This is a genomic window from Streptomyces sp. NPDC052299 (assembly GCF_040679335.1).
GTDB lineage: Bacteria > Actinomycetota > Actinomycetes > Streptomycetales > Streptomycetaceae > Streptomyces.
Genome location: NZ_JBFAUP010000017.1, coordinates 1 through 21,982, shown reverse-complemented (window position 1 = coordinate 21,982; position 21,982 = coordinate 1). Strand labels below are relative to the sequence as shown.

At 72.7% G+C, this 21,982-nt stretch carries 22 protein-coding genes; 15 read left to right on the top strand and 7 right to left on the bottom strand.

The annotated features are described in order from the left end of the window. The first annotated feature begins 29 nt into the window (after positions 1–29). From AB0L33_RS26205 to AB0L33_RS26170, 8 genes are all read left to right on the top strand, one after another. The gene (locus AB0L33_RS26205; RefSeq protein ID WP_365685351.1) at positions 30–935 is read left to right on the top strand and encodes an NAD(P)-dependent oxidoreductase; all 906 of its coding nucleotides are present in this window, start codon (positions 30–32) and stop codon (positions 933–935) included. Between the two features lie 241 nt (positions 936–1,176). Then, the gene (locus AB0L33_RS26200; protein ID WP_365685350.1) at positions 1,177–2,094 is read left to right on the top strand and encodes an NADP-dependent oxidoreductase; all 918 of its coding nucleotides are present in this window, start codon (positions 1,177–1,179) and stop codon (positions 2,092–2,094) included. After that, positions 2,091–2,831, top strand: coding sequence for a GNAT family N-acetyltransferase (locus AB0L33_RS26195; RefSeq protein ID WP_365685347.1), 741 nt, complete (start codon positions 2,091–2,093; stop codon positions 2,829–2,831). Before AB0L33_RS26200 ends, AB0L33_RS26195 begins: the two co-directional genes overlap by 4 nt. A gap of 158 nt (positions 2,832–2,989) precedes the next feature. Beyond that, entirely contained in the window at positions 2,990–4,201 is a 1,212-nt protein-coding gene (locus AB0L33_RS26190; protein WP_365685345.1) for a PP2C family protein-serine/threonine phosphatase, read from the top strand. Positions 4,202–4,280: 79 nt separating this feature from the next. Further along, entirely contained in the window at positions 4,281–4,949 is a 669-nt protein-coding gene (locus tag AB0L33_RS26185; protein WP_365685344.1) for a TetR family transcriptional regulator, read from the top strand. Continuing rightward, positions 4,946–5,713 carry an SDR family NAD(P)-dependent oxidoreductase gene (locus AB0L33_RS26180; RefSeq protein WP_365685343.1) on the top strand — a complete coding sequence of 256 codons (768 nt, stop codon included), beginning with the start codon at positions 4,946–4,948 and terminating at the stop codon, positions 5,711–5,713. The genes AB0L33_RS26185 and AB0L33_RS26180 overlap by 4 nt, the downstream gene beginning before the upstream one ends. 69 nt (positions 5,714–5,782) lie before the next feature. After that, on the top strand, positions 5,783–6,823 hold the full coding sequence (locus tag AB0L33_RS26175) for an NAD(P)-dependent alcohol dehydrogenase (RefSeq protein ID WP_365685341.1): 1,041 nt from the start codon (positions 5,783–5,785) through the stop codon (positions 6,821–6,823). A 72-nt stretch (positions 6,824–6,895) separates the two neighbouring features. Next, on the top strand, positions 6,896–7,210 hold the full coding sequence (locus tag AB0L33_RS26170; protein ID WP_365685339.1) for a DUF6191 domain-containing protein: 315 nt from the start codon (positions 6,896–6,898) through the stop codon (positions 7,208–7,210). On the opposite strand, the gene AB0L33_RS26165 is transcribed toward AB0L33_RS26170, so the two are convergent. From AB0L33_RS26165 to dhaK, 4 genes are read right to left on the bottom strand one after another with little or no spacing between them, the layout of a single operon-like run. Beyond that, complete coding sequence (locus tag AB0L33_RS26165) at positions 7,188–7,700, bottom strand: NUDIX domain-containing protein (protein WP_365685337.1); 513 nt, start codon at positions 7,698–7,700, stop codon at positions 7,188–7,190. The genes AB0L33_RS26170 and AB0L33_RS26165 overlap by 23 nt on opposite strands. Positions 7,701–7,728: 28 nt before the next feature. After that, entirely contained in the window at positions 7,729–8,133 is a 405-nt protein-coding gene (locus AB0L33_RS26160; RefSeq protein WP_365685336.1) for a PTS fructose transporter subunit IIA, read from the bottom strand. Beyond that, positions 8,130–8,744, bottom strand: coding sequence for a dihydroxyacetone kinase subunit DhaL (gene dhaL / locus AB0L33_RS26155; protein ID WP_365685334.1), 615 nt, complete (start codon positions 8,742–8,744; stop codon positions 8,130–8,132). Before dhaL ends, AB0L33_RS26160 begins: the two co-directional genes overlap by 4 nt. 28 nt (positions 8,745–8,772) lie before the next feature. Continuing rightward, the gene (gene dhaK, locus AB0L33_RS26150) at positions 8,773–9,765 is read right to left on the bottom strand and encodes a dihydroxyacetone kinase subunit DhaK (RefSeq protein WP_365685332.1); all 993 of its coding nucleotides are present in this window, start codon (positions 9,763–9,765) and stop codon (positions 8,773–8,775) included. A 146-nt stretch (positions 9,766–9,911) separates the two neighbouring features. On the opposite strand from dhaK, the gene AB0L33_RS26145 reads away from it, so the two are divergent. Continuing rightward, complete coding sequence (locus tag AB0L33_RS26145) at positions 9,912–10,457, top strand: DUF1697 domain-containing protein (protein WP_365685331.1); 546 nt, start codon at positions 9,912–9,914, stop codon at positions 10,455–10,457. A 3-nt stretch (positions 10,458–10,460) separates the two neighbouring features. Here AB0L33_RS26145 and AB0L33_RS26140 read toward each other — a convergent pair whose 3' ends face one another. Continuing rightward, positions 10,461–10,856 (bottom strand): molybdopterin-binding protein, encoded by a 396-nt coding sequence (locus AB0L33_RS26140; protein WP_018102867.1) that lies wholly within the window; start codon positions 10,854–10,856, stop codon positions 10,461–10,463. Between the two features lie 98 nt (positions 10,857–10,954). On the opposite strand from AB0L33_RS26140, the gene AB0L33_RS26135 reads away from it, so the two are divergent. From AB0L33_RS26135 to AB0L33_RS26110, 6 genes are all read left to right on the top strand, one after another. After that, on the top strand, positions 10,955–12,436 hold the full coding sequence (locus tag AB0L33_RS26135) for an MFS transporter (RefSeq protein WP_365685329.1): 1,482 nt from the start codon (positions 10,955–10,957) through the stop codon (positions 12,434–12,436). 10 nt (positions 12,437–12,446) lie between these two features. Beyond that, positions 12,447–13,472 (top strand): glutathione S-transferase C-terminal domain-containing protein, encoded by a 1,026-nt coding sequence (locus AB0L33_RS26130; RefSeq protein WP_365685327.1) that lies wholly within the window; start codon positions 12,447–12,449, stop codon positions 13,470–13,472. Between the two features lie 100 nt (positions 13,473–13,572). Next, a complete protein-coding gene (locus tag AB0L33_RS26125; protein ID WP_365685325.1) occupies positions 13,573–15,792 on the top strand; it encodes an NADP-dependent isocitrate dehydrogenase in 2,220 nt (739 codons plus the stop codon). A 173-nt stretch (positions 15,793–15,965) separates the two neighbouring features. Beyond that, entirely contained in the window at positions 15,966–17,696 is a 1,731-nt protein-coding gene (gene ctaD / locus AB0L33_RS26120) for a cytochrome c oxidase subunit I (RefSeq protein ID WP_365685323.1), read from the top strand. Beyond that, positions 17,693–18,061 (top strand): hypothetical protein, encoded by a 369-nt coding sequence (locus AB0L33_RS26115; RefSeq protein WP_365685321.1) that lies wholly within the window; start codon positions 17,693–17,695, stop codon positions 18,059–18,061. Before ctaD ends, AB0L33_RS26115 begins: the two co-directional genes overlap by 4 nt. Before the next feature lie 133 nt (positions 18,062–18,194). Beyond that, the gene (locus AB0L33_RS26110; protein WP_365685319.1) at positions 18,195–19,556 is read left to right on the top strand and encodes an NAD(P)/FAD-dependent oxidoreductase; all 1,362 of its coding nucleotides are present in this window, start codon (positions 18,195–18,197) and stop codon (positions 19,554–19,556) included. 24 nt (positions 19,557–19,580) lie between these two features. Here AB0L33_RS26110 and meaB read toward each other — a convergent pair whose 3' ends face one another. Beyond that, the gene (meaB, locus tag AB0L33_RS26105) at positions 19,581–20,579 is read right to left on the bottom strand and encodes a methylmalonyl Co-A mutase-associated GTPase MeaB (RefSeq protein WP_365685317.1); all 999 of its coding nucleotides are present in this window, start codon (positions 20,577–20,579) and stop codon (positions 19,581–19,583) included. Between the two features lie 11 nt (positions 20,580–20,590). Then, on the bottom strand, positions 20,591–21,982 hold a 1,392-nt coding region (locus AB0L33_RS26100; RefSeq protein ID WP_365685315.1), incomplete at its 5' end, for a methylmalonyl-CoA mutase family protein.

The following is a 21,982-nucleotide window of genomic DNA, read 5'->3' as shown; positions in this document are numbered from 1 at the left end:
CCCCGGGCGCGGCCGACGAAGGGAACCCCATGACTTCAGCAGTCCCCGCCGCACCCCAGCAGCCGGTCGTCGCCGTACTCGGCACCGGGATCATGGGCGCGGCCATGGCCCGCAGCCTGCTCCGCGCCGGTCTGGAGGTCCGGGCCTGGAACCGCACCCAGGCCAAGGCCGCCCCGCTCGCCGCCGACGGCGCGACCGTGACGGACACGGCGGCCGAGGCCGTGCGTGGCGCCCACCTCGTGCTCACCGCGCTCACCGACACGACCGCTGTCGCCGCCGCGCTCGCCGCCGCCTCCGAGGGGCTGCACCGGGGCCAGGTGCTGCTCCAGACCTCCACGGTCGGCCCGGACGGCGCCGTCGAGCTGGCCCAGCGCGCCGCCGACCTCGGGCTGATCCACCTCGACGCCCCGGTCGTCGGCACCCGGCAGCCCGCCGAGCAGGGTGCGCTGACCGTCCTCGTCTCCGGCCCGGAGGCCGCCCGCGCGGTGGCCGGACCGGTGCTGGACGCGATCGGGCAGCGCACGGTGTGGGCCGGTGAGGAGCCGGGAGCCGCGTCCCGGCTGAAGCTCGTCGTCAACGCCTGGGTCGTCAACATGGTCGGCGGCGTCGCGGAGTGCCTGAACCTCGCCGAAGGGCTCGGCGTCGACCCGCGTACCTTCCTCGGCCTGGTCAGGGGCGGGCCGCTGGACTCGGGCTACCTCCAGGCCAAGTCCGCCGCCGTCCTGGAGGGGGACCTCACGCCGAGCTTCGCCCTCTCCACGGCACTCAAGGACACCCGGCTCATCCTCGACGCGGCCGCCCAGGCCGGCGTCCGGCTGGACCTGGCCGCCGCGTCGGCCGCCCGCTTCGAGCGCGCGGAGGCCGCCGGACACGGCGAGGAGGACATGATCGCCACCTACTACGCGGGCCGGGCCCCCGGGCGGGACGGCGACTGACCGGCCCGGGGCGCCGGCTCCGCGACGGCGCGCGACCGCCCCACCGGTACGGGGGAGCCCGGTGGGACGGCCGCCCTCAGCGTGCCACAGGACGGCCCGCCGCAGGGGCCCACCGGCGCGGACCGGACCGTGATTGAGTCGAAATCGACGGTACGGGAATACCCGCGCGCCACCCGTCCTTGCCGCAGCTGGGGCGCCCTTCAGCGGGGCGCCGGCGCACGGAACAGGGGAGAAGGAGCTCATGCCGAAGGCGTACGTGTTCACCCGCAACGGCGGGCCGGAGGTGGAGGGCTTCGCCGACCTGGAACGGCCGAAACCCGGCCCCGGCGAACTGCTCGTCGCCGTCCGCGCGGCGGGCGTCAACCCGGTCGACTGGAAGCTGCGCACCGGCTACACCCGGCCCGGCAGCCGGCCGTCGCCCTTCCCGACCGTGTTCGGCAGCGAGGCCGCCGGCACCGTCGTGGAGACCGGCCCCGGGGTGACCGGCTTCGCCCCCGGCGACGAGGTGTTCGGCAACCCGCTGACCGGCGGGTACGCCGAGTACACGCTCATGCCCGTCGCGGTCACCGCCCACAAACCGGCCGCCCTGTCCTTCGCCGACGCGGCGGTCCTGCCCGTCGCCGCCGCCACCGCCTACGACGGGGTGCGGCAGCTCGCCCCGGCTCCCGGCGCCACGCTCCTGGTCACCGGCGCCGGCGGCGGTGTGGGCAGCGCCGCCGTCCAGCTCGCCCGCCACGCGGGCCTCCGGGTCCTCGGCGTCGCGAGCGTGGCCAAGAAGGACTTCGTGGAGTCCCTGGGCGCCGAGCACATCCCGTCCGGCCCCGGCCTCGCCGACCGGGTGCGGGCAGCCGCCCCGGAGGGCGTGGACGCCGTCTTCGACCTGGTCGGCGGCGACACCCTGCGCGAGGCGGCCGGCCTGACCGACCCGGCCGCGCTCATCAGCGCGGGCGGCAAGCCCCTGGTGACCGAGCTCGGCGGAGCACCCGTCCAGCGGGCCCGCACCGCCGCCGTCCTCGACGAGGTGGCGCGGCTGACCGTCGAGGGGGTCCTGCGCACCCATGTGACCCGGACCCTGCCCCTCGACCGGGCCGCCGAGGCGCTGCGCGCGGTGGAGGACGGCCACGCCCTGGGCAAGACGGTGATCGAGGTGACCGCGTGAACGGGCACCCGGACCCGGGCCACCCCCTGGACGACCCGGTGGGCACCGCGCTGCGCGGCCCGCACGCCCACTTCGCCGAACACCGGGGCCGCGTGGCCCGCTACCCCGCCGAGGTCGCCCCCTGGGTGGCCCTCCCGCCGGACCCCGGGCCCGCCGACTGGGCCGACGTGGCGGCGCTCACCGGGCCGGGCGGAGAGGTCACCGTCACCGCGTTCCGGGAGCCCCCGCCCGCCGACTGGGAGATCACCTTCCATGCCGCCGGCGTCCAGCTCGTGGACGCGGGCGTGGCCGCGGCGCCCCTTCCCGAAGCGGTCCGGCTGGGCCCCGCCGACGTGCCCGAAATGCTCGACCTGGTCGCCCGCACCAGGCCGGGCCCCTTCGAGCCCCGGACCGTGGAACTCGGCACCTACCTCGGTGTGCGCCGGGACGGGGTGCTCGTCGCCATGGCCGGTGAGCGCATGCGCCCGCCGGGCTGGAGCGAGATCAGCGCCGTGTGCACCGACGAGTCGGTACGCGGCCAGGGGCTCGGCGGCGGACTGGTGCGCGCCGTCGCCCACGAGATCCGGCAGCGCGGCGAGACCCCGTTCCTGCACGCGGCCGCCGCCAACACCGGGGCCGTCCGGCTCTACGAGTCGCTCGGCTTCGAGCTCCGCCGGCGGGTCGAGTTCCTGGCCGCCCTCGTACCGGCCGGTGTGCCCGCGCCGGGCCGTCCCGCCACGACTCCGGCGGCGCGCTGAGCGGGGCGGTGTCTCCGGGCCCGGAGACACCGCCCCCGCTCTCCGGGACCTTCGGCCGGGCCCTCGGGGCCGTAAGCCTCGTGTGCGGCGGCCCTCCGAGCGGGTCGAATGGAGGTACGCGCCGGCATCCGGCCGGCAGATCCCGGAAGGAGAGGGCCTTGACGTTCGGACTCCTGAGCCGGCCCGCGCCCCGCGTGACGCTTCCCGGCACCGACCTCGGAGAGGCCGCCGTGCGCGCCCCCAGGGTCGGGAACGGGGTGCTGTTCGGCGCGCTGGCCCTGCTCACCGCCGCCATCGTCTGCCTGGACGTGCTGACGGGCCAGGATCTGCGTCTGGTACCCCTGCTGGTGGTGGTACCGGCCTTTGTCTCGGTCTTCGGCACGATCGCCCAGACCACCGGTGTCGCCGTCTCCGTCATGGCGGTGGCCGTCGCCTCGCGCCTGGTGGCCGGGGGAAGCTACTGGGACGTCGCGAGCAGCGTCGTCTTCACCGTGCTGGCATGTCTCCTCGGCATCGGCGCCTGTGTGCTGCGCATCCGGCACGCCACCGAGGTCGCCAGGCTGCGTTCCGCCGCCGTCACCCTCCAGCGCCAGATCCTGCGGCCCCTGCCCATTCCCACCGACCAGATCACCGCCCACGGCTCGTACACGCCGATCGAGGAGGACCATCTGGTCGGCGGTGACATCTACGAGGTCGTTCAGTCGCCCTACGGCACCCGCGTGATCATCGGGGACGTCCAGGGCAAGGGACTTCCGGCCATCGGCGTCGGCTTCGCCGTCCTCGGCGCGTTCCGTGAGGCGGCCATCCGGGAGCCCTCCCTCATCGGGGTCGTGGACCGGCTGGAGGACGCCGTCGTCCGGCAGAACGCCTTCGCCGCCCAGACCGGTGACCAGGAACGCTTCGTGACCGCGCTCGTGCTCGGGTTCGACGGCGAGGGCCGGGCGCAGGCCGTCAACTGCGGCCATCTGCTGCCCCGCCTGGTGCACGATGGGGTTGCCGTCCCCGTCCCGCTGCGCCGGACGTCGGTGCCGCTGGGCCTGGCGGGACTCGGCGGCGAGGGCCGCACCGCGGAACCGCTCGACTTCCCGCCCGGCGCGACGCTCCTGATGTTCACCGACGGGGTGACCGAGGCCCGCGACGCCGAGGGACGCTTCTATCCGCTCGACGCCCGGCTGAGCCGCTGGGCGCGCCGGGGCCCCCAGGAACTGCTCGACGCGCTCGGAGAGGACCTGGAGGAGTTCTCCGGCGGTGTGCGCCGCGACGACATCGCCGTACTCGCCCTGAGCCGGGTCGCCGAGTCGCACCCCGCCCCGTCCGGGCCGACGGTGTACGAGGCGATGCGGCCGGCCGAGGTGCTCGGCATGCGGTGATCTGGGCCGGTCACAGGTACACGATGTCCCGACGAGACTTCTGTCGCGTCGGGACATTTTCGGGTGTACGGTGAAAGACATGCATGCGGAACGGAAGATTCCGGACCGGCGGGGCCGCAAGGCCCGCCGGACCCGGGACGCGCTGGCCGGAGCCGCGTTCGAGCTCGTGCTCGACCGGGGGCTCAAGGAGGTCACGGTCGAGGAGATCGCGGAACGCGCCGACCTGGACCGCCGCACCTTCAGCCGGTACTTCGCGAGCAAGGAGGACGCCGTCCTGGACTCGATCCGGGGCGACGGCGACCGCATCAACGAGGCCCTGCGCGCCCGCCCGGCCGGGGAGCCCCCGCTCACCGCCTACCACCGGGCCGTCCAGGACTGGCTCGCGGACACCGGGGTACCGGCCTGGCACCGCCGCCCGCGCATCTACGAACTGCTGGTCCTCGCCGAGCGCGAACCGACCCTCTACGCGGCCTTCCACCACATCCGGGTGGACGCCCAGGCGGACTCGGTCGCCATCATCGCGGACCGGCTCGGCACCGACCCCCTCAGCGATCTGCGGCCCGCCGTCACGGTCGCCGCCGGCGCCGGCGCCCTCCTCGCCGCCCAGGCCGCCTGGGTCCGCGGGAACCGCCCCGACGAGCTGCCCCGGCTCGTGGAACGGGCCTTCGACGCCCTGTCCGGCGAACTGTTCGCCGGCCCCGCGCCGCACAGCAACACCAGCACCACGGAAGGAAACGGCACACCATGAGCACCACCCCCACCGACCAGGAGTTCGCCGGCCGCACCGCCCTCGTCACCGGAGGGGCCTCCGGCATCGGCCTGGCCCTCGCGCACCGGCTCGCCGGCGCGGGCGCCTCGGTCGTCGTCGCCGACTACAACGAGGCGAGCGCCCGCGAGGCCGCGGCCGCGCTGGAGAGCGCCGGCGGCCGGGCCGCCGCCGTGGCCATGGACGTCACCGACCCCGCGTCCGTCGAGGCGGGCGTCCGGTTCGCCGTCGACACCTTCGGCGCCCTGCACCTCGCCGTGAACAACGCGGGCATCGGCGGTCCCAGCGACCCGACCGGCGCATACGCCATCGAGGACTGGGACCGGGTCGTCGCCACCAACCTCAGCGGCGTCTTCTACTCGATGCGTTACGAGCTGCCCGCCATCGTCGCCGCGGGCGGTGGCGCGATCGTCAACATGTCCTCGATCCTGGGCACCAACGGCTTCGCCGGCTCGCCCGCCTACGTCGCCGCCAAGCACGGCGTCGTCGGCCTCACCAAGACCGCAGCCCTGGAGTACGCCGCCCAGAACGTCCGGATCAACGCGGTGGGCCCCGGCTTCATCGACACCCCCCTCCTGCGGAACACGGAGGGCCCGGCCCGCGACCACCTGATCTCGCTGCACCCGGCCGGCCGCCTGGGCACGTCCGAGGAGGTCGCGGAGCTCGCCGCGTTCCTGCTCTCCGACCGCGCCTCGTTCATCCACGGCAGCTACCACCTGGTGGACGGCGGCTACTCGGCCTCCTGAGCGGGGCGCGGGGGACAACGGGGGATTCCGGGGGGCAGCACACAAGCCACAGAGGTCGAGGAGGACCCCATGAAGGCAGTTCAGTACCGCGAGATCGGCGCCGCACCCGAGGTCGTCACCGTGCCCGACCCCGAGCCGGGCCCCGGGCAGGTGCTGCTCAAGGTCACGGCGGCGGGCGTCTGCCACTCCGACATCGCCGTGATGAGCTGGCCCGCGGACCAGTTCCCGTACCCGCTGCCGCTCACCCTCGGCCACGAGGGCGTCGGCACGATCGCCGCTCTCGGCGACGGCGTCACCGGCCTGGAGACCGGCCAGTCCGTCGCCGTCTACGGCCCCTGGGGCTGCGGCACCTGCGTGAAGTGCGCCGAGGGCAAGGAGAACTACTGCCTGCGCGCCGCCGAGCTCGGCATCAACCCGCCCGGCCTGGGCTCGCCCGGGGCCATGGCCGAGTACATGATCGTGGACGACCCGCGCCACCTGGTGCCCCTCGGCGACCTCGACCCGGTCCGGACCGTGCCGCTCACCGACGCGGGCCTCACCCCGTACCACGCCATCAAGCGCTCCCTGCCGAAGCTGGTACCCGGCGCCACCGCCGTGGTCATCGGCACCGGCGGCCTCGGTCACGTCGCGATCCAGCTGCTGCGCGCCCTCACGGCCGCCCGGGTCATCGCCCTGGACGTCACCGAGGACAAGCTGGCCCTCGCCCGCACCGTCGGGGCGCACGAGACCGTCCTGTCCGACGAGCACGCGGCCGCCCGCATCCGGGAACTGACGGGCGGCATCGGCGCCCAGGTCGTCCTGGACTTCGTCGGGGCCCCGCCGACCGTCGCCACCGCGGGCGCCGCGGCCGCCGTCGACTCCGACGTGACCATCGTCGGAATCGGCGGGGGAGCGCTCCCCGTGGGCTTCGGCGCCCTCCCGTTCAACACGACGGTCACCGCCCCGTACTGGGGATCGCGCTCCGAGCTGGCCGAGGTCCTGGACCTCGCCCGCACCGGCGCGGTGGACGTCCACGTCGAGACGTACCCGCTGGACGAGGCACCGCTCGCCTACGAGCGCCTGCACGCCGGCAAGATCAACGGCCGGGCGGTCATCCTCCCGCAGAGCTGACCGGACGGGCCCTGGCCCTGGGTACGGGGGCGGCCGTTGCACCGGCCGCCCCCGACCGACGAGACTGGCCGCATGGGATTCCTCGTACTGATGACACTGCCCGGCCTGGTCATCGGTCTGACCGTCGCGGCCTTCCTCGACCAGCTGCTGCTGCGCGCCGGGCGCGCGGGGCTGCTGCCCTGGCGCAACAGCGCCCGCCAGGGCCAGATCTCGGCGACCGGCTTCGAGCAGCTGCACGCCACGTTCTCGCCCGGCAAGCAGAGCGAGCTGAAGGAGCGGCAGAGCGCCCTGCTGCTCCGCGACGACGAGAAGGACGGCGCCCCGCCGCACCGGTCCACCGTCGACCTGGACGGCGGCCTCGCCGTCATCCGCCTCCGCCCGCACTGAGCGCTCCGCCGCCCGCCAGATGCCTGCGCAGCCGGTCCACGAAGACCCGCTGTCCCTTCACCAGCCGCCGGACCGCCTCCTCGGGCGTGCACCAGGCGAACCGGTCCATCTCCGGGAACTCCCGCAGCGTCCCCGACTTCCGGGGCCACTCCATCGAGAACGTGCCGGGCACCGCCGTCGCCGGGTCGGCATCGCCCTCCACGGCCCACACGGTCACCGTCTTCCCGCTCGGCTGACGCGCCTCGCCCAGCGCCACCCACGCACCGTCCGGCGCCGGATGCCCGAACTCCTCCTCGAACTCCCGCCGCGCAGCCGCCGCCGGCTCCTCGTCGGGGGCGTACTCGCCCTTCGGCACCGACCAGGCGGCCTCTTCGCGCCCCGCCCAGAACGGGCCGCCCATGTGGCCGATGAGCACTTCGAGGCCGCGCCCAGCACCGGTGCGGAACAGCAGGAGCCCCGCGCTGCGGCGGGTGGTCTTCTTGGCCGTCATACCGTCAAGTGTGCGCGGCGCCCCCGCCCTACGCCTTGCGGTAGTCGTACGCCTCCGAGGCCGCCGCCTGCACCGCGTCGAGGTCCCCGCCCGCCGACGCCGTGACCACCGCGGCCACCGCGCCCTCCACGAACGGGGCGTCCACCAGCCGCGTCCCGGCCGGGAGTTCGTCGCCCTCGGCCAGCATCGCCCTCACCGTCAGGACCGCGCTGCCCAGATCGACCAGGACGGCGACGCCCGCCCCGCCATCCACCGTCCGGGCGGCCTGCGCGATCAGCTCCGTACTCGTGCCGAGCCCGCCCGCCCCGGTGCCGCCCGCCGCGGCCACCGGAGCCGTCGCCCCGCCCGCCGCCAGCCCGCGGGCCAGCTCCGCCACGGACTCGGCCACCGGCCCGCTGTGCGAGACCAGCACGATGCCCACCTGCCCGCTCACTCCGCGCCCCCGTCCCTCTCCGCAGCGTCCGCCAGCGCGGCGATCAGCAGCGCCGCCGAGGTGGCCCCCGGGTCCTGGTGCCCGATGCTCCGCTCGCCCAGATAGCTCGCCCGGCCCTTGCGCGCCCGGAGCGGCACGGTCGCCGCGGCGCCCGCGGCCGCCGCCTCCCGCCCTGCCGCGAACGAGGTCCCGAGCGCCTCCACGGCCGGCAGCAGCGCGTCGAGCATCGTCTTGTCACCGGCCTGCGCCCCGCCCAGCTGCGCCACCGCCGCGACGCCCTCGCCCAGCGCCCGCGCCAGATCCGCCGGGGACACGGCAGGCGCGTCGCCCAGGGCCTTGCCCGTACGCCGCAGCAGCGTCCCGTACAGAGGGCCCGAGGCCCCGCCGACCGTGGAGATCAGCTGCCGTCCGGCGAGGGCGAGCACGGCTCCCGGGGTCCCCGGCGGTTCCTTCGCCAGGGCCGCCGAGACCGCGGCGAACCCGCGCTGGAGGTTGCTGCCGTGATCGGCGTCCCCGATCGCGGAGTCCAGCTCAGTCAGACGAGCCGCCTCGCGGTCGACCAGACCGGCGGTCGCGGTCATCCAGCGGTGGAAGAAATCGGCGTCGAGCACATGCACTCCTCGGTCCGTCACGCGCGGATCAGCGGCCCCAGCGCAGCGCCGGCGTCTCGACCGGCGCGTCCCAGAGCCGCAGCAGCTCCTCGTCCACCTGGCACAGCGTCACCGAGCAGCCCGCCATGTCGAGCGACGTCACATAGTTCCCCACGAGCGTACGAGCGACGACCACGCCCCGTTCCCGCAGCACCCGGTGCACCTCGGCGCCGAACCCGTACAGCTCCAGCAGCGGGGTCGCGCCCATGCCGTTGACCAGGGCGAGCACCGGACCGCTGGGCCGCAGGTCGTCCAGGACCGCGTTCACGGCGAAGTCCGCGATCTCCCCGGAGGTCATCATCGCCCGCCGCTCCCGGCCCGGTTCGCCGTGGATGCCGATGCCCAGTTCGAGCTCGCCGGCGGGCAGGTCGAAGGTGGGGGAGCCCTTCGCGGGCGTCGTGACGGAGCTCAGGGCCACGCCGAAGCTGCGCGAGGACTCGTTCACCCGGCGGGCGACCGCCGCCACCCGGTCCAGCGGGGCGCCCTCGTCGGCCACCGCACCCGCGATCTTCTCCACGAACAGGGTGGCCCCCGTGCCCCGGCGCCCGGCGGTGTAGAGGCTGTCGGTCACCGCGACGTCGTCGTCCACGAGCACCTGCTCGACGCGCAGCCCCTCCTCCTCGGCGAGTTCGGCGGCCATCTCGAAGTTGAGGACGTCCCCGGTGTAGTTCTTGACGACGAAGAGCACGCCCTCGCCGCTGTCCACGGCAGCCGCCGCCCGCACCATCTGGTCCGGCACCGGCGAGGTGAACACCTCGCCCGGACACGCCGCCGACAGCATCCCCGGCCCGACGAACCCGGCGTGCAGCGGCTCGTGCCCCGACCCGCCACCGGAGACCAGGGCCACCTTTCCGGCCACCGGCGCGTCCCGGCGTACGACGACCCGGTTCTCCACGTCCACGGTGAGCCCGGGATGGGAGGCGGCGATCCCGCGCAACGCGTCGGCCACCACGGTTTCGGGAACGTTGATCAGCATGCGCAACGGAATCTCCCAGGAGAGCTGTCGGACCCGGACGGCGTGAACCGTTCCCACCGTAGGCCGAGATCGCGCCGCTGCGAAGACGGCGGGGCTACGCTGTCGGCGTCCGCCGCGCCCGCGGCCCTCCCGCATGAACAGGTGACCCGGAATTGCTGTACATCGCACTGCTCCGAGGACTGAACGTGCCGGGCCGCTCCGTGAAGATGGAGCGGCTGCGCGGCCTCTTCACGGAGCTGGGTCTCGCCTCCGTGCGCAGCTACATCCAGAGCGGCAACGTCTTCTTCGAGACCGAGGAGACCGACCGGGCCGCCCTCACCGCCCGGATCGGCGGCCATCTCTCCGGGGCCCTCGGCTACGACGTCGCGGTGTGCCTGCGCACGGTCCCCGAGCTGGAGGAGCTGATCGCGCTCGACCCGTTCAAGGACGTCACGGTCACCGACGACATCCGCTGCTGCGTCGTGTTCACGACCGGACGCATCGCCCCGGACCTGGCCCTGCCGATGCTCTCCCCGAAGAAGGACATGGAGATCATCGGCCACACCGACCACGACGCCTTCGTCGTCTGGCACCTGGTCAACGGCAAGGCACCGGCCGCCAAGGGCTTCCAGGAAGGCGTCCTCGGCCGTGACGCGACGACCCGCTTCTTCCACACCGTGGTCAAGATCCTGGCCGCCGCCCGGAAGGGCATGGACTGAGCGTCAGGCCCGGTCGATGTGCACGCTGGTCGACTTCACCCGGGCGGTGGCCTGCACACCGACCTCCAGGCCCAGTTCCTCCACGGCCTCCCTGGTCAGCAGGGACACCAGCCGGTGCGGTCCCGCCTGGATCTCGACCTGCGCGGCCACGTCGCCCAGCTTCACGGCGGTGACGATGCCCGCGAACGCGTTGCGCGCGGAGGTGTACGAGACCTCCTCGTCGCCCGCGCCGTTCTGCGCGACCTCGACCGAGAACGCCGCCAGGTCGCGGCCGTCGATCAGCCGGCGGCCGCCCTCGTCGCGGTGGGTCGCGACGCGCCCCGCGTCGGCCCAGCGCCGCGCGGTGTCGGGGCTGACGCCCAGGAGCCGGGCCGCCTGCCCGATCGTGTACGACTGCATGCGCCGTACCCTAACCGGACCGCGACCGCGCGTACGCGGCACGGCCGGGTGGACCAGCCGGGATGAGGAATCCGGGCGCGCGTCCTAGGGTGCGAACCATGGCAGACAGCGCGCGGGACCGGGGTTCCGACGGGCAGGACACGCCCGATCCGCGACGGTGGCAGGCGCTCGCGGTCTGCCTGGTCGCCGGGTTCATGACCCTCCTGGACGTCTCGATCGTCAACGTCGCGCTCCCCTCGATCAAGGAGGGGCTGCACACTCCGGAGTCCGACCTGCAGTGGGTCCTGTCCGGTTACGCCCTGGCCTTCGGCCTGTTCCTCATCCCGGCCGGGCGGCTCGGCGACGCACGCGGACGGCGTGCCGTGTTCATGGCCGGGCTCACGCTCTTCACGCTGTCCTCCGCGGCCTGCGGCGCCGCCCAGTCCAGCCTGTGGCTGGTGATCGCCCGGCTCGTGCAAGGCCTGGCCGGAGGCATGGTCTCGCCGCAGATCTCCGCCCTCATCCAGCAGATGTTCCAGGGCCGGGAACGCGGCCGCGCCTTCGGCATGTTCGGCACCGTGGTCGGCATCTCGACCGCGGTCGGCCCGCTGCTCGGCGGCCTGCTGATCCAGGCGGCCGGAGCGGACGAGGGCTGGCGCTGGGTGTTCTACGTCAACCTCCCGCTGGGACTCGTCTGCCTCCTGCTGGCCCGCCGCCTGCTGCCCGACACCCCGTCCGCCGGTCCGGTCCGGCTGCGCGACCTCGACCCGCTCGGCGTGCTCCTGCTCGGCACCGGGGTGCTGGCCCTGCTGCTGCCCTTCGTCCAGTCCCGGCAGTGGCCCGGCGATGAGAAGTGGCTGCTGCTGATCCTGGCCGCGGCGCTGCTCGCCGCGTTCGTCGGCTGGGAGTCCCGGTGCGGGCGTCGCGGCACCCAGCCGGTCGTGGACCTCCGGCTCTTCAAGGTGCGCTCGTACTGGCTGGGCTGTCTGCTCATCCTGCTCTACTTCGCCGGATTCACCTCCATCTTCTTCATCACCACCCTCTACCTGCAGAGCGGTCTGCACTACACCGCCCTCCAGGCCGGCCTGGCGATCACTCCCTTCGCCCTGGGCTCCGCCGTCGCCGCCAGTCCCGGCGGCCGGCTCGTCGGCCGCTTCGGCCGCCCCCTCGTCGTCGTCGGCCTGGCCGCCGTGGCCATCGGGCTCGGGGCCACCGCGCTCGCCGTCCACCTGGTGCCCGGGCGGGGCGCAGGCTGGGCGATGGCGGCCCCGCTGCTCTTCGCGGGGCTCGGCAGCGGCCTGGTCATCGCCCCCAACCAGACCCTGACCCTGTCCGAGGTGCCGGTGGCCACCGCGGGCAGCGCCGGGGGCACCCTCCAGACCGGCCAGCGCGTCGGCTCCGCCATCGGGATCGCCGCCGTCGGAGCGGTGTTCTTCGCCCAGGTCGGCGGGGACGGCTGGTCCGACGCGTACGACCACGGGCTCATCGTGTCCGTCGCGTTCGTCGTCGGCGCCCTGCTCGTCGCGGTCGCCGACGTGGGCGGCGGCCGACGGGGCAGACGCCGTACACAGCACGCCCCGCCTTCCGCAGCCGCCTCCTGAGGAGAACGCGATGAACGACTCCGCCGGCATCGACAGCAACAGCTCGTACGGACACAAGCCCTTCAAACGCTCCCGAAGCCACTTCGCGGACCGCATCACCGCCGACGGCCGCGACGGCTGGCCCGTCGAGGCGGGCCGCTACCGGCTCATCGCCAGCCGGGCCTGCCCCTGGGCCGGCCGCGCCCTGGTCTCGCGCCGGCTCCTCGGCCTGGAGGACGCCCTCTCGCTCGGCGTCGCCGACCCGCTCCAGGACGACCGCAGCTGGCGCTTCACACTCGACCCGGACGGCCGGGACCCGGTGCTCGGCATCCGCTACCTCAGCGAGGCGTACGACGCCCGCGAGCGCGACTATCCGGGCGGCGTCAGCGTCCCGGCGATCGTGGACGTGCCCACCGGCAAGCTGGTCACCAACGACTACCAGCAGATCACCCTGGACCTCGCCACCGAGTGGACCGCCCTGCACCGGCCCGGTGCGCCCGACCTCTACCCCGAGCCGCTGCGCGCGGAGATCGACGAGGTCATGGAGGGCATCTACCGGGACGTCAACAACGGGGTGTACCGCGCCGGGTTCGCGGACGGCCAGGAGGCCTACGAGGAGGCGTACGAGGCGCTGTTCCGCCGCCTGGAGGAGATGTCCGGGCGGCTCGCGGACCGGCGCTACCTCGTCGGCGACACGATCACCGAGGCCGACATCCGGTTCTTCACCACCCTGGTCCGCTTCGACGCCGTCTATCACGGCCACTTCAAGTGCAACCGCCGGAAGCTCTCGGAGGACCCGGTGCTGTGGGCGTACGCCAGGGACCTCTACCAGACCCCCGGGTTCGGGGACACGGTCGACTTCCACCACATCAAGCAGCACTACTACCGGGTGCACACCGGCATCAACCCCACCGGCATCGTGCCCGCGGGCCCCGACCTCTCCGGCTGGCTGACCCCGCACCACCGCGAACAGCTCGGCGGCCGCCCCTTCGGCGAAGGCACCCCGCCCGGACCCGTGCCGCCCGGCGAGGAGATTCCGCCCGAAGGCCGCCCGTAGCACCGTTCCGGCCGGTGTGTGGCAGGGCCCTGTCGAGTCCGCGCCGCTCACGAGATATCTTGATGTCAAGCAATGTTGCAGACGTGGAGCGGAGCACAGGGTGACTGACTCGACCATCATCTATACACACACCGACGAGGCCCCGGCCCTGGCGACGTATTCGTTCCTGCCCGTGATCGAGGCGTACGCCTCCAAGGCCGGGGTCACCGTCGAGAGCCGTGACATCTCCCTGGCGGGCCGGATCATCGCCGGCTTCCCGGAGCGCCTCCGCGAGGACCAGCGCATCGACGACGCCCTCGCCGAGCTGGGCGAGCTGGCCACCACTCCGGGCGCCAACATCATCAAGCTGCCGAACATCTCGGCCTCGATCCCGCAGCTGAAGGCCGCGATCGCCGAGCTCCAGGCCCAGGGCTACGCCCTCCCGGACTACCCGGACGACCCGAAGACCGACGAGGACAAGGACGTCCGCGCCCGCTACGACAAGGTCAAGGGCAGCGCCGTCAACCCGGTCCTGCGCGAGGGCAACTCCGACCGCCGCGCCCCCGCGTCGGTCAAGAACTACGCCAAGACCCACCCGCACCGCATGGGCGCCTGGACCGCCGACTCGAAGACCAACGTCGCCACCATGGGCGTCGACGACTTCCGGTCCACCGAGAAGTCCGCGGTCATCGCCGAGCCCGGCAGCCTGCGCATCGAGCTCGCCGGCGACGACGGCACCACCACCGTCCTGCGCGAGTCCGTACCGGTCCTCGCGGGCGAGGTCGTGGACGCGTCCGTCATGCGCGTCGCCGCCCTGCGCGAGTTCATCACCGCCCAGATCGCCCGCGCCAAGGCCGAGGGCGTCCTGTTCTCCGTGCACCTCAAGGCCACGATGATGAAGGTCTCGGACCCGATCATCTTCGGCCACGTCGTGCGCGCCTTCTTCCCGAAGACCTTCGCCGAGTACGGTGACGCGCTCGCCGCGGCCGGCCTGACCCCGAACGACGGGCTGGGCGGCATCCTCAAGGGCCTGGAGTCCCTGCCCGAGGGCGCGAAGATCAAGGAGTCCTTCGAGGCCGAGCTCGCCGAGGGCCCCGCCCTCGCCATGGTCGACTCCGACAAGGGCATCACCAACCTGCACGTCCCCAGCGACGTCATCGTCGACGCCTCCATGCCGGCCATGATCCGCACCTCCGGCCACATGTGGGGCCCGGACGGCAACGAGGCCGACACCATCGCCGTCCTGCCGGACAGCAGCTACGCCGGTGTCTACCAGGTCGTCATCGACGACTGCCGCGCCAACGGCGCCTTCGACCCGGCCACGATGGGCTCCGTGCCCAACGTCGGCCTCATGGCGCAGAAGGCCGAGGAGTACGGCAGCCACGACAAGACCTTCGAGATCCCCGTCACCGGCACCGTCCGCGTCGTGGACGCCGCGGGCAACGCGGTGCTGGAGCAGGCCGTCGGCGCCGGCGACATCTTCCGCATGTGCCAGACCAAGGACCTGCCGATCCAGGACTGGGTCAAGCTCGCCGTCACCCGCGCCCGCGCGACCGGCAACCCGGCCGTCTTCTGGCTCGACGAGGACCGCGCGCACGACGCGAAGCTCATCGAGAAGGTCAAGACGTACCTCGCCGACCACGACACCGAGGGTCTGCAGATCGAGATCATGACCCCGGAGAAGGCCACCGCCTTCTCCCTGGAGCGCATCCGCCGCGGCGAGGACACCATCTCCGTCACCGGCAACGTGCTCCGCGACTACCTGACGGACCTCTTCCCGATCCTGGAGCTCGGCACCAGCGCGAAGATGCTCTCCGTCGTCCCGCTGATGAACGGCGGCGGCCTCTTCGAGACGGGCGCCGGCGGCTCCGCGCCGAAGCACGTCCAGCAGCTGGTCAAGGAGGACTACCTGCGCTGGGACAGCCTGGGCGAGTTCCTGGCCCTCGCCGTCAGCTTCGAGCACCTCGCGCAGACCACGGGCAACGCCCGCGCCCAGGTCCTCGCCGACACGCTGGACCGGGCCACGGCCACGTTCCTCAACGAGGACAAGTCGCCCTCCCGCCGCCTCGGTGGCATCGACAACCGCGGCAGCCACTTCTACCTGTCCCTGTACTGGGCCCAGGAGCTGGCGCAGCAGACCGACGACGCCGAGCTCGCCACCGCGTTCGCCCCGCTGGCCAAGACGCTGTCCGAGCAGGAGCAGACGATCGTGGACGAGCTGATCGCCGTCCAGGGCAAGCCGGCCGACATCGGCGGCTACTACCAGCCCGACCCGGCCAAGGCCGCGGCCGTCATGCGTCCGTCCGCGACGTTCAACCAGGCGATCGCGAGCCTCGCCTGACCCGTAGGTCACCCGACGCCCCGGCCGGCTCCGCCGCGCCGGGGCGTCGGCGTTCCGTAACCCCCCCTGACGGGTGAATGTCGGGCCCCGGCGGGTGCCGGGCCGCGCCGCGGGCCCGCTTCGCTGCTTTGCTGCATCCGGTAACACGGACGCACAAGCGAAGGAGCGGCCCCGTGACGACGACGGGCACACCAGGTACGGCCGAGGACGAGGAGTCGTACTCCAACGAGCTGCCGGTACGCAGCCGGGAACCCGGCAACGTCGTCATCAAGTGGGCGACCACCACCGACCACAAGACGATCGGCACGCTCTACCTGATCACCTCGTTCGCGTTCTTCCTCGGCGGCGGGCTGCTCGCCCTGTTCATGCGCGCCGAGCTCGCCCGCCCGGGCATGCAGATCATGTCGAACGAGCAGTTCAACCAGGCGTTCACGATGCACGGCACGATCATGCTGCTGATGTTCGCGACGCCCCTGTTCGCCGGCTTCGCGAACTGGATCATGCCGCTCCAGATCGGCGCGCCCGACGTGGCGTTCCCCCGGCTGAACATGCTGGCCTACTGGCTGTACCTCTTCGGCTCGCTCATCGCGGTGGCGGGCTTCCTCACCCCCAACGGCGCAGCCGACTTCGGCTGGTTCGCCTACTCGCCGCTCACCGACGTGGTCCGCTCGCCCGGGATCGGCGGAGACCTGTGGATCATGGGTCTGGCCTTCTCCGGCTTCGGCACGATCCTCGGTTCGGTCAACTTCATCACCACGATCATCTGCATGCGCGCGCCGGGCATGACGATGTTCCGCATGCCGATCTTCACCTGGAACGTCCTGCTGACCGGTGTGCTGGTCCTGCTGGCCTTCCCGGTCCTCGCCGCCGCGCTCCTGGCGCTGGAGGCGGACCGCAAGTTCGGTGCGCACGTCTTCGACGCGGCCAACGGCGGCGCCCTGCTGTGGCAACACCTCTTCTGGTTCTTCGGCCATCCAGAGGTGTACATCATCGCCCTGCCGTTCTTCGGGATCGTCTCCGAGATCATCCCGGTCTTCAGCCGCAAGCCGATCTTTGGCTACATCGGTCTGGTGGCCGCGACGACCGCCATCGCCGGGCTCTCGATCACGGTGTGGGCGCACCACATGTACGTCACCGGCGGGGTGCTGCTGCCGTTCTTCTCCTTCATGACGTTCCTCATCGCGGTGCCCACCGGGGTGAAGTTCTTCAACTGGATCGGCACGATGTGGAAGGGCTCGCTGTCCTTCGAGACACCGATGCTCTGGTCGATCGGCTTCCTCGTCACGTTCCTCTTCGGCGGCCTGACCGGGGTGATCCTGGCATCCCCGCCGCTCGACTTCCACGTCTCCGACTCGTACTTCGTGGTCGCGCACTTCCACTACGTCGTCTTCGGCACCGTGGTCTTCGCCATGTTCGCCGGGTTCCACTTCTGGTGGCCGAAGTTCACCGGCAAGATGCTGGACGAGCGGCTCGGCAAGATGACCTTCTGGACGCTGTTCGTGGGCTTCCACGGCACGTTCCTGGTGCAGCACTGGCTCGGCGCGGAGGGCATGCCCCGCAGGTACGCGGACTACCTCGCGTCGGACGGCTTCACCGCGCTGAACACCATCTCGACCGTCTCGTCCTTCCTGCTGGGCCTGTCGATGCTGCCCTTCCTCTACAACGTCTGGAAGACCGCCAAGTACGGCAAGAAGATCGAGGTGGACGACCCGTGGGGCTACGGCCGCTCGCTGGAGTGGGCCACCTCCTGCCCGCCGCCGCGGCACAACTTCGTCACCCTGCCCCGCATCCGCTCCGAATCCCCGGCCTTCGACCTCCACCACCCCGCCGTGCGCGAGCTGGAGGAGACCGCCACGAAGCCGCACACCTCCGTGACGGTGGCGCCGGGGGACAAGCACGAGTGAGCGGCGAGGAGGGACGGGCACCGTCCGACCCGGCCACCGAGAGCGCCCGCGGCCTGGCCAGGATGGAGGGCTATCTGCTGTGGAACGCCGAGGTCGAGCAGGCACGCAGGCTCGCCCGGCGCTTCACGGACCAGCTGCCCTGGCTCACCACTGCCCAGCGCGAGGACGTGGAGCGCGTCTACACCGCCGAGCGCACCGCCGAATCCCGGGTGGTGCTGGCACGGATCTCCGCCCGCGCCCTGCAATTGCGCGGTGAGTACACCGAGCGCTACCGCAGGCTGCGGGCCCGCTGTGTCGCGGCCGCCGTGGTCTGCGCGGGCGCGGCGGGCGGCGCCTGCGGGGTGGTCACGTACCTGGCCAGATGATCCGGCACGGTCGTCCGTTCTGCCTTCCCAGCAGGCGCACTCGCCTCGCGGTCGTGAAGATGAGAGGTGACGGGCGCGTGTGACGGGGCAGGCGAACGGACGACCGTGCAGACCCCCAGAAGGGACGATCACTGTGGCACGACCCAGGATTCTCGTAGTCGGAGCCGGTTTCGCCGGGGTCGAGTGCGTACGCCGTCTGGAGCGGGGGCTGCGCCCCGGGGAAGCGGACATCACGCTCGTCGCGCCGTTCTCGTACCAGCTCTACCTGCCCCTGCTGCCCCAGGTGGCGTCCGGGGTGCTGACCCCGCAGTCCGTCGCGCTCTCGCTGCGCCGCAGCAGCCGCCACCGCACCCGGATCATTCCCGGCGGGGCCATCGGCGTGGACCCCGAGGCGAAGGTGTGCGTGATCCGCAAGATCACCGACGAGGTCGTCAACGAACGGTACGACCACCTCGTCCTCAGCCCCGGCAGCGTCACCCGGACCTTCGACATCCCCGGCCTCCTCGACCACGCCCGCGGCATGAAGACGCTGGCCGAGGCCGCCTACGTACGCGACCACGTCATCGCGCAGCTCGACCTCGCGGACGCCAGCGACGACGAGGAGGAGCGGGCGTCGCGGCTCCAGTTCGTCGTGGTCGGCGGCGGGTACGCGGGCACCGAGACCGCGGCCTGCCTGCAGCGGCTGACCACCAACGCGCTGCGGCACTACCCCCGCCTCGACCCGAAGCTCGTCAAGTGGCACCTGATCGACATCGCCCCGAAGCTCATGCCCGAGCTGGGCGACAAGCTGGGTGCCAGCGCCCTCAAGGTGCTGCGCGACCGGGGCATCGAGGTGTCGCTCGGCGTGTCCGTCGCCGAGGCGGGGCCCGACACCGTGACGTTCACCGACGGCCGGGTGCTGCCCTGCCGGACGCTGATCTGGACCGCCGGGGTCGCCGCCAGCCCGCTGGTCGGCACCTTCGACGCGGAGACCGTGAAGGGGCGGCTCGCCGTCACGCCCGAGATGGTGCTGCCGGGTCACGACGGGATCTTCGCACTCGGCGACGTGGCCGCCGTGCCCGACCTGGCCAAGGGCGACGGCGCGATCTGCCCGCCCACCGCCCAGCACGCGCTGCGCCAAGGCCGCAAACTCGCCGACAACATCCTCGCCAAGCTGCGCAACCAGCCGCTTCAGCCGTACGTCCACAAGGACCTGGGGCTCGTCGTGGACCTCGGCGGCAAGGACGCCGTGTCCAAGCCCCTCGGGATCGAGCTGCACGGCATCAGCGCCCAGGCCGTGGCGCGCGGATACCACTGGACGGCGCTGCGCACCAACGTGGCCAAGGCCCGGGTCATGGCGAACTGGCTGATCAACGCCACCGCCGGGGACGACTTCGTCCGCACCGGCTTCCAGATGCGCAAGCCGGCGACCCTGCGGGACTTCGAGTACACCGACAGCTACCTCACCCCGGAACAGGTCCGGAAGCACACCGCCGCCCTCCACACCCGGATGTGACCGGGCACGGCGGGCGGCGGCCGCTCAGACCGTCGGGCCCGGTCCCCGGAACGCGGCAAGGATCTCCTCGGCGGCCAGCGTCGCCGGGAGCGTCCCCTCCCGCACCCGGCGCTCCAGGTCCGGTGCCAGCGCCCGCACCCCGGGATGGCCGCGCAGGCTCTCCAGGAGTTCGTCGCGCACCATCGTCCAGGCCCAGTCCACCTGCTGCTCGCTGCGCTTGGCGGCGAGCCGGCCGGTCGACTCCAGCAGCGCCCGGTGCTGTTCCAGCCGCTCCCACAGCGTGTCGAGACCGGTCGACTCGCGGGCGCTGCACGTCAGGACCGGCGGGGTCCACACCGCGTCCGCCGGGTGCATCAGCCGCAGCGCGCCCGCGAGTTCACGGGCGGCGGCCCGCGCGTCGCGCTCGTGCGGGCCGTCCGCCTTGTTGACCGCGATGGCGTCCGCGAGCTCCAGGACGCCCTTCTTGATGCCCTGCAACTGGTCGCCCGTCCGCGCCAGGGTCAGCAGCAGGAACGTGTCGACCATGTTGGCGACCGCGGTCTCCGACTGGCCGACACCGACGGTCTCCACCAGCACCACGTCGTAGCCCGCCGCCTCCATCACCACGACGGACTCGCGGGTCGCCTTCGCCACCCCGCCCAGCGTGCCGGCGGTGGGGGAGGGGCGAACGAAGGCGTTCGGGTCCACCGCCAGCCGCTCCATCCGGGTCTTGTCGCCCAGGATGGAGCCGCCCGTCCGGCTGGACGAAGGGTCGACGGCCAGCACGGCGACCCGGTGCCCGAGCCCCGTGAGCATGGTGCCGAGCGCGTCGATGAACGTCGACTTGCCGACCCCGGGCACCCCGCTGATGCCGACGCGCCGGGCGTGGCCCGAGTGCGGCAGCAGCCGGCGCAGCAGCTCCTGGGCGAGCGCCCGGTGGTCGGGCCGGGTGGACTCGACCAGGGTGATGGCGCGCGCGATGTGCGCGCGCTTCCCGTCGAGCACGCCCTTCACATAACTGTCGAGATCGATCCTCGGGGCCATCGCTCAGCGGCTCACAGCTCGTGGCCGAGCGCGGAACCGAGCCGCGTCACCAGGTCGTGGGCCGCTTCGGGGATCACCGTCCCGGGCGGGAACACGGCCGCGGCACCCGCCTCCAGGAGCGCGTCCACGTCCTGCGGCGGAATCACTCCGCCCACCACGATCATGATGTCCTCGCGGCCCTCGGCTGCCAGCTCCTCGCGGAGCGCGGGGACGAGGGTGAGGTGGCCGGCGGCCAGGGACGAGACGCCCACGATGTGCACGTCCGCCTCGACCGCCTGTCGGGCGACCTCGCCCGGGGTCTGGAAGAGCGGGCCGACGTCCACGTCGAAGCCCAGGTCGGCGAAGGCGGTGGAGATGACCTTCTGGCCGCGGTCGTGCCCGTCCTGGCCCATCTTGGCGACCAGGATGCGCGGACGCCGCCCCTCCGCCTCCTCGAACGCGTCGACCAGTGCGCGGGTGCGGTCCACGGACGGCGACTCCCCTGCCTCGTTGCGATACACACCGGAGATCGTACGGATCTGGCCCGCGTGCCGGCCATAGACCTTTTCCAGTGCGTCCGAGATCTCGCCCACGGTCGCCATGGCGCGGGCCGCGTCCACGGCCAGGGCCAGCAGATTGCCCTCCAGGCCGGGGCCCGGGTCGCGCTCGGCGGCGGCGGTCAGCGCGCGCAGAGCGTCCTGGCACGCTTGTTCGTCGCGTTCTTCGCGCAGCCGGCGCAGCTTCTCGATCTGCTGGGCGCGTACGGAGGTGTTGTCGACCTTGAGGACGTCGATCTGCTCGTCGGTTTCGACGCGGTATTTGTTGACGCCGATGACGGGTTGGCGGCCGGAGTCGATGCGGGCCTGGGTGCGGGCGGCGGCCTCCTCGATGCGGAGCTTGGGGATGCCCGCGTCGATGGCCTTGGCCATGCCGCCTGCGGCTTCGACCTCCTCGATGTGCTGCCAGGCCCGCCGCGCGAGGTCGTAGGTGAGCTTTTCGACGTAGGCGCTGCCGCCCCAGGGGTCGATGACGCGGCCGGTGCCGGACTCCTGTTGGAGGAGGAGCTGGGTGTTGCGGGCGATGCGTGCGGAGAAGTCGGTGGGCAGGGCCAGCGCCTCGTCCAGGGCGTTGGTGTGCAGCGACTGCGTGTGCCCCTGCGTGGCGGCCATCGCCTCCACACAGGTGCGGGTGACGTTGTTGAACACGTCCTGCGCGGTCAGCGACCAGCCCGATGTCTGGGAGTGGGTGCGCAGCGAGAGTGATTTGGCGTTCTTCGGGTCGAACTGCTGCACGAGCTTGGCCCAGAGCAGGCGGGCGGCGCGCAGCTTTGCGATCTCCATGAAGAAGTTCATGCCGATCGCCCAGAAGAAGGACAGCCGGGGTGCGAACGCGTCGACGTCGAGGCCCGCGGCCTGTCCGGCGCG

Coding starts and splice junctions, on each gene's coding strand:
- AB0L33_RS26205 (WP_365685351.1), top strand. CDS start 30: ATGACTTCAGCAGTCCCCGCCGCACCCCAGCAGCCGGTCGTCGCCGTA.
- AB0L33_RS26200 (WP_365685350.1), top strand. CDS start 1,177: ATGCCGAAGGCGTACGTGTTCACCCGCAACGGCGGGCCGGAGGTGGAG.
- AB0L33_RS26185 (WP_365685344.1), top strand. CDS start 4,281: ATGCATGCGGAACGGAAGATTCCGGACCGGCGGGGCCGCAAGGCCCGC.
- AB0L33_RS26180 (WP_365685343.1), top strand. CDS start 4,946: ATGAGCACCACCCCCACCGACCAGGAGTTCGCCGGCCGCACCGCCCTC.
- AB0L33_RS26175 (WP_365685341.1), top strand. CDS start 5,783: ATGAAGGCAGTTCAGTACCGCGAGATCGGCGCCGCACCCGAGGTCGTC.
- AB0L33_RS26170 (WP_365685339.1), top strand. CDS start 6,896: ATGGGATTCCTCGTACTGATGACACTGCCCGGCCTGGTCATCGGTCTG.
- AB0L33_RS26165 (WP_365685337.1), bottom strand. CDS start 7,700: ATGACGGCCAAGAAGACCACCCGCCGCAGCGCGGGGCTCCTGCTGTTC.
- AB0L33_RS26140 (WP_018102867.1), bottom strand. CDS start 10,856: ATGCAGTCGTACACGATCGGGCAGGCGGCCCGGCTCCTGGGCGTCAGC.
- AB0L33_RS26135 (WP_365685329.1), top strand. CDS start 10,955: ATGGCAGACAGCGCGCGGGACCGGGGTTCCGACGGGCAGGACACGCCC.
- AB0L33_RS26130 (WP_365685327.1), top strand. CDS start 12,447: ATGAACGACTCCGCCGGCATCGACAGCAACAGCTCGTACGGACACAAG.
- meaB (WP_365685317.1), bottom strand. CDS start 20,579: ATGGCCCCGAGGATCGATCTCGACAGTTATGTGAAGGGCGTGCTCGAC.